Annotated in this window: 9 protein-coding genes; 7 read left to right on the top strand and 2 right to left on the bottom strand. The window is 70.3% G+C overall.

Annotation, left to right across the window (positions count from 1 at the left end):
* The 7 genes from JWR81_RS21075 to JWR81_RS21045 form a co-directional block, all read left to right on the top strand.
* The coding region (locus JWR81_RS21075) for an SDR family oxidoreductase (protein WP_297655587.1) at positions 1-366 on the top strand (366 nt) is incomplete at its 5' end.
* Between the two features lie 174 nt (positions 367-540).
* Entirely contained in the window at positions 541-915 is a 375-nt protein-coding gene (locus JWR81_RS21070) for a carboxymuconolactone decarboxylase family protein (protein WP_297655584.1), read from the top strand.
* Between the two features lie 313 nt (positions 916-1228).
* Positions 1229-2491, top strand: a complete 1263-nt coding sequence (locus tag JWR81_RS21065) for a helix-turn-helix domain-containing protein (RefSeq protein ID WP_297655581.1) — start codon at positions 1229-1231, stop codon at positions 2489-2491.
* A 228-nt stretch (positions 2492-2719) separates the two neighbouring features.
* A complete protein-coding gene (locus JWR81_RS34465; RefSeq protein WP_367278821.1) occupies positions 2720-2923 on the top strand; it encodes an acyl-CoA dehydrogenase family protein in 204 nt (67 codons plus the stop codon).
* A gap of 74 nt (positions 2924-2997) precedes the next feature.
* Positions 2998-3441 carry a hypothetical protein gene (locus tag JWR81_RS21055; RefSeq protein WP_297655578.1) on the top strand — a complete coding sequence of 148 codons (444 nt, stop codon included), beginning with the start codon at positions 2998-3000 and terminating at the stop codon, positions 3439-3441.
* 86 nt (positions 3442-3527) lie between these two features.
* Positions 3528-4226, top strand: a complete 699-nt coding sequence (locus JWR81_RS21050; RefSeq protein WP_297655575.1) for a DUF308 domain-containing protein — start codon at positions 3528-3530, stop codon at positions 4224-4226.
* Between the two features lie 538 nt (positions 4227-4764).
* A complete protein-coding gene (locus JWR81_RS21045) occupies positions 4765-5040 on the top strand; it encodes a hypothetical protein (RefSeq protein WP_297655590.1) in 276 nt (91 codons plus the stop codon).
* Between the two features lie 511 nt (positions 5041-5551).
* On the opposite strand, the gene JWR81_RS21040 is transcribed toward JWR81_RS21045, so the two are convergent.
* The gene (locus tag JWR81_RS21040; protein WP_297655572.1) at positions 5552-5938 is read right to left on the bottom strand and encodes a hypothetical protein; all 387 of its coding nucleotides are present in this window, start codon (positions 5936-5938) and stop codon (positions 5552-5554) included.
* Positions 5939-6224: 286 nt separating this feature from the next.
* On the bottom strand, positions 6225-6502 hold a 278-nt coding region (locus JWR81_RS21035; protein ID WP_367278819.1), incomplete at its 5' end, for a sensor histidine kinase.

Here is a 6502-nt window from a genome sequence, read left to right as displayed (position 1 = left end):
ATCTCCTCGATGGCCGGCCTGATGGCCGGGGGCGAGGCGATCGCCTACGTGACCTCGAAGGCGGCGGTGAACTCGATGACCCGCTCGCTCGCCCTCGAGTACGCCCCGCACGGCGTCCGCGTCAACTGCATCGCCCCGGGCATGGTCGACACCCCGATGGGCGTCGACCAGGTCGCACGGGCCACCGGCTCGCCCCGCGACGAGGTGGCCGCCCAGCGGGCGGCGACGATCCCGATGGGACATCAGGGCACCAGCTGGGACGTCGCCAACGCCGCGCTGTTCCTGGCCTCGGACGACGCGGCGTTCATCACCGGCGCCGTGCTTCCGGTCGACGGGGGCAGCACGCTTCCCGGTGGTCCCCGGTGAGTGGCGGCATCGAGGTCGGCAACGGCGTGCTGGGCGACGAGTTCCGCCGGGCGGGCCCGGGCGTGTGGGCGGCGGGCGACGCCGCCGTCGGCGTGAACTCCATCCGTTCCCTCGGAGACGCCCGGGCACTCGTGGGCGCCCCCTGGGACACAGCGACGAAAGGCGGTTCGGACAATGACCGACGACCGTGAGAAAGGCATCCAGCTGGTCCGGGAGATGATCCCGGTCGCGGCGGCGGACGTGGAGAACGGCCTGCCCGAGGGCGCGTTCGCCCACGAGCTCTCGGAGCTGAGCCTGGTCAACGTGTTCGGCAGGCTCTGGGCGCGCGAGGGGCTCGACCGGCGATCCCGGAGCCTGGTCACGCTGGGCATCCTGATCGCGCTCGGTTCCACCGAGGAACTGAGGATCCACTTCGCGATCGCGCTGCAGAACGGCGTCACGCGCGAGGAGCTCGACGAGGTCGTCTACCACGCGAGTGGCTACGCCGGCTTCCCGGCCGCGAACACAGCGCGCATCATCGGCAACGAGGTGTTCGGCGACGAGGGCTGACCGCGGCGTCGTCGTTGTCCTTGTCGATGTCGACGCGGAGTTCGCCCGGGCGATCCGGCCGGCGTCGCGGTCCGGCTCCAGCAGATGGGCCTGGTCCGGCGCCGCCACGCCGGCGCGATCCTCGACCTCGCCGAACACGAGCTCGTCGGTGGTGGCCCGTCACTCGGTGGACGTCGCAAGAGGCCCCACTTCGACGATGTAGGCGGAGAGCATCTGGGCCGCCTCGGGGCCGCGTCGGCCCGGCCGGCGATCCGGCATCGGTTCGCCGCGCGCAGCAGGTCCGAGTGCGGGCCGACGGCCCTAGGATGGTCCGGTGGACGGCGTCGGCCATCCCGTCGACCGGCAGGTCTCGGCCGCGATGGCGGCCGTGAGCCTGCGGTTCGTCGAGGTCAGTCACGACCTCTGGAAGCGCCTGATCGACGACATCCCCGAGCTCAACGGCGACGACGCTCTCGTGAGCCTGCTCTCCGCCAGCGTCGAGGCCAACGTGGCCACCATGCTCGATGTCCTCGAACACGGGATGGCGCTGGACACCCTCGACGCCCCCGCGGCCGCGGTCGAGTACGCCCGGCGGCTCGCCCAGCGCGGCATCCCCCTGCACGCCCTGGTCCGGGCCTACCGCGTCGGTCACGCCCGGTTCCTGCAGTGGTGCCTGGACGAGGTCCCGCAGCAGACCGATGACGCCGCCGTCGTCCGGGCGGTCATCCGCCGCCTGCTCGATCAGAGCTTCGGCTACATCGACCGGATCTCCGAACAGATGATCTCGGCGTACCAGCACGAGCGGGACCGATGGTTGTTGACCCAGGGCGCGGTGCGGGCCGTCCGGGTGCGGGCGCTGCTGGACCAGGAACGGGTCGACCTCGATCGTACGGAGGCGGCGCTGGGCTATCGGCTGCGTCAACACCACATGGGCCTGATCTCCTGGGTGCCCGAAGCGACGCCGGGCGGCGAAGGGCTGACCAGGCTCGACCGGCTCACCACGGTTATCGCCGACGAGCTGGGTTGTCGGGACAAGCCGTTGTTCGTGCCGTGCGATGAATCGGTGGCCTGGTCGTGGTTGTCCATGGGCAGCCGCGCGGACGTCGCGTGGGAGCGGCTGGCCGAACCCGTCGCGGCCCAGGACTCGACGGCGCGTGTCGCGGTCGGCGAGCCCGCGGCCGGCGTCGACGGCTTCCGGCAGACCCACCAGCAGGCGCTGCGGGCGCAGGACGTCGCCGTCGCGGCACGCCCTGGCGTACAGCTCACCAGCTTCGCCGAGGTCGGCCCGGTCGCCCTGCTGTGCGCCGATCTCGACGCCACCCGTGGCTGGGTGTGGCTCGTCCTCGGCGCGCTGGCCACAGACGACGAGCCCAGCGAACGACTCCGCGAGACGCTGCGGGTCTTCCTGGCTGCGAAGGGCAGCTATGTGACCGCCGGGAACCGCCTGACGCTGCACAAGAACACCGTCCAGTACCGGATCCGCAAGGCGCAGGTAGCGCTCGGCCGCCCGAGCCAGGACCGACGCGGTGACGTGGAGCTGGCGCTGCGGGTCTGCCACTGCCTCGGCTCGGTGGTGCTGCGACCCGTCCAGACGTAACGACACTTATCCCGGCGGTTTCGGCCTGCTTGCGGTACCGGATGACGGAACGCTCATCGCAGCACCTCAGAGGATCAAGGTTGCAACCACCCCTGAAACCGAAGCCGTCACCCAGGGGCCGGCGACGGCCCAGCGCAAACCGATCGATGAGGTGACGACGGAGTCGAGCTCCTGCTCGGTCACCACGCCTTGAGCGACCAGGGCGTGTCCTGTAAGGCCGGACTGGCCATGGGGTCCATCCTCGAGTTCGGCTCCGAGGAGCAGAAGCAGCGCTGGCTGCCGCCGATGGCCCGGCTCGACAGGATCGGCGCCTTTGCGCTCACCGCAGACCCTCATCGTGGGGCGCGACATCACCGGACTCAGCGCCTTCACCCATTTGAGCTTCCTGCCTGGGCCGAACAGCAGCACGACGGGGGCACAAGGCCTCCTTGATCCGGGGCCTTCGGCCGTCGGGCGCATCGACGGAACGTGCTTCGGTGCCGGAGTAAGGAAAATCAGGAGGAATGATGAGCTATTCCACGCAGCTCGACGCGCTGCAGAGAAGCGTCGCCGAGGCGAAGGCGGCGGTGGAGACCGCCGGGACCGAGCCCCGCGACCAACTCCGCCAGCGCATCGACCAGGCTCAGGCCCAGGTCGACCTCGGGGCCCAGGACGCCGCGCAGCACACCGAGCAGCACGCCGGCCCCGCGAACACCGGCGCACGCAGCAAATGGGCCCAGATGAAGGCCGACGCCGCCGCCGAGATGGACAACATCAAGGCCAAGGTCGACGAACGGGACGCGCAACTCGACGCCGACCTCGCCGCCGACGATGCGGCGTGGGCGGAACGGGCCGCATCCGACGCGATCGGCTACGCGGGATGGGCCGTCGACAACGCACGCCTGGCCGTACTCGACGCGATCGACGCCCGCGCCTTCGCCGACGAACCCGCCAAGGCGACCAGCGGCTGAGCCGCCCCCGCCCGGTTCCAGCGCAGCGGCCCGGGTCTCAGCCGGACCTGGGCCGCCCCGCCCGACACAAGAGAAGGAACACCATCATGTACACAGACACCCCGCAGCTACCCGGTCTCGCCGGGCGCCTGCTCAAACGCGAGGCGGCCCGCTGGTGGTGGGCGCCCCTCGTGGCCGGCATCATCTGGTTCCTCATCGCCTGGCTGGTGCTGCGCGCCGACGTCACCTCCCTGGCAACGGTCGGCGTCCTCGTCGGCGTGGTCCTCCTCGTCGCCGCGGTCACCGAGGGAGCCCTGGGCACGATCATGATCGGCGGCTGGAAGGTGCTGCACTACGCGCTCGCCGTGCTGTTGATCCTCGGCGCGCTGTGGTCGTTCGTCCGGCCCGTCAACACCTTCTTCGCCCTGGCCTCGATGCTGGGCCTGCTGCTGTTGCTGCAGGGCTTCTTCGACATCGCCCGCAGCCTCGCGCTGCGCGACGAGAGCCCCTACTGGTGGCTCGGAATGGTCTCCGGAGGGCTCGTCGTGCTGCTCGCCCTCTGGGTCTCCACCTCCGACCGGGCGTGGGGCCTCGCCGGCCGGGCGGTCTTCATCCTGCTCTGGGTGGGTTTCATGGCCATCCTCCGAGGGATCTCCGACATCATGCTGGCCTTCGAACTCCGCCGGCTCGGCAAGGCCCGCCCGGACAATCTCGAGTCGGTGGTCGTCGGCGCGTCGTCGCCGGCTCCTGCCGAGGAGCCCCGGCCACAGGCGGGACTGCGTCCGGACTCGCAGACCCGCTCGTAAGTCGACAGCTGCCTTCCAGGCCGAGCCCGAGGCGTGACCGGCCGACTGTCTCCGCCGCGGATTCAGCGACAGCCGCCCCCGCTCGAACCGAACCAGACCACCCTCGCGATGCCGTTCCGGGTGCAGGCGGTTGACCCGGAACCGTGAAGCGAGAGAGGGCAGGGGCGTCGGCCCTGGCTGCCGGTGGCGTCCTGCCCTTGACCGCTATGGGCGGGATGACGGGACCCGCGGCAGCTGTTGGGTCGTGCTCGAGTCAGAGCTCAATGGCCACCGATGAGGGCGATACTGCGTGGGGCGGCGAAGTTTGGTGGACCACAGGTGGGTCGGGCCACGCACCACCTTGGTCAGTCGCGGGCTTCGACGATCGGCTAGGAGATCAGCTGAAACCCAATCTCAGGCGCGGCCGCCCGCACCATCCTGTCGTCCTCACAGCAGGCGCATCGGGCTGCCAACTTCCAGTTGCGCATCGCCGACGCAATCACCGACCTCCCCGGCCCTGATCGTGTCTCTCGAAGCGACCTTCCTTTCCATATTCGTCATGATCGGACAGAATCGGCAGGCCGCATTTCAACAGGCCAAGGCCGACCACGATTTCAACGAGGCAGAGCTGGAGCTAAGGACCAGCACCGAACTCACCCGACAGATCCATGCGCTCACTTCCGAGCTGCACCGGCGCGTGACCGATGAGCGGGCCGGTAATGGGAGTTCCCAATTTCTCGGTAGTGCGCCACGAGACACTATTCGTCGCCCGCGGCTCTCCACACGCCCCGCCGATGGGGTGCAGGATCTCCGAACGCGACGTCGACGACGGTGACATCCAGGAAACGCACGAACACGGCGACAGCGGTCACGGCCAGTAGCTGCCGAGCGGCCGAAGCCCCGTAACAGTCGTCGGCGTAGCAGTGCCGGATAGGGAAGCCTGCCGATGCTGGCAGCGCGAGCCACGGTCACCCGACTCCCACCACTTCAGGACCGTGACCACGGCGGGCGGGCGGCCTCGACCACGGGACGGCCGCCGGCGTCATCAGTCCGGCCGCGAGCAGCCGCTCGACGTTCTCATCAGCGTCCTTCTGATCGCCTTCGCGTGGTCCGCGGTGCGCTCGCCGCCGCACGGGGTGCCCAGCCGAGGCCGGGCCCGCCGCGGCCACCGAGCGGGCCACCGCGGCACCTGGAGGGACGGATGAACGCTTCGAGCATCGCGCCCTCGGCGATACCCGTCCTTCGCGGCGGTGCCGACGAGGCCGTCTGACCCATCACCACCGGCCTCCGCCACACCGCCCGCGCGGTCCTCTCCACGCAGGGCGCCTCCGTCGCGGAACCCGCGGTCAGGGCAGCGGATGCATGTGCGTCCTGATGACCGGCCAAGAGCTTGACCCCACGAGCACTCCCCCGATGACGATGTTGACCAGCCCCGACAGCAGCGCCGCCGGGTACCCCGCTCCCATCCTTCGTCCGAGGCCCAGCCCCCAGACGAACATCAGCACGATGTCGACGCCGACGGCGATGTACAACGCGGTGACGAGCGGCAGCAGGTCGAGGGCCGCCAACCCGACGAGGACCAGCGGCCCGATCGCGGCAGTGAGCAGCGGGCTCGTCCGGTAAAGCAGCGACCACAGCTCGCCGCCTCGGGCGAGCCGCCCGTACACCACGCCGTGCGCCTGCTGGTCGGCCGCAATCGTGGCAAGCCACAGCCCCATTGCGGTCGCGGCCACCGTCGACGCGGCGGCTGCCTCGTTCTCGGCCTCGGAGAGCGCGCCCGCGTGTCAGGACCAGTTACCCCCAAGATCAGACAGTCCCGGAACGCGCGCGTACCGAACCCCCCGTGCGCGGGGAGGCGACCGAGCACGGTGACGCTGCCTGCACGTCGACGGGGGGTTTCGGGTCGAGGCCCGTACAGGCCAGGGCGTGCGGAAGCCGAGGTTCCGCGTGGCCCCACGCGAGATCGAGAGTGCGGGCAAGCAGACACCCTGTGCGATGAGACGGCCGCGGGTCGAGCGGTCAGTCGGGTTGCAGCGGGAGCTCGACGAGGATCGCCGTCCCGTGCCCGGGGCGGCTGTCGACCTCGATCGTCCCGTCAAGGGCGTGAACCCGGTCGCGCAGCCCGGTGAGTCCCGAACCGCGCGAGGGGTCTGCGCCGCCGACGCCGTCATCGCGGATCGACAGGCGCAGCAGGGTGGCGCGCTGTTCGACCGCGACGTGCGCGTGGGAGGCGTGGGCGTGTTTGGTGGTGTTGGTGAGCGCTTCGGACACGACGTAGTAGGCGGCCACCTCGACCG

The sequence above is a fragment of the Pseudonocardia sp. genome, from assembly GCF_025965585.1.
Classification (GTDB): domain Bacteria; phylum Actinomycetota; class Actinomycetes; order Mycobacteriales; family Pseudonocardiaceae; genus Pseudonocardia.
Note: the sequence above shows the minus strand (reverse complement) of the source record. Positions and strands in the feature narration are given on the sequence as shown.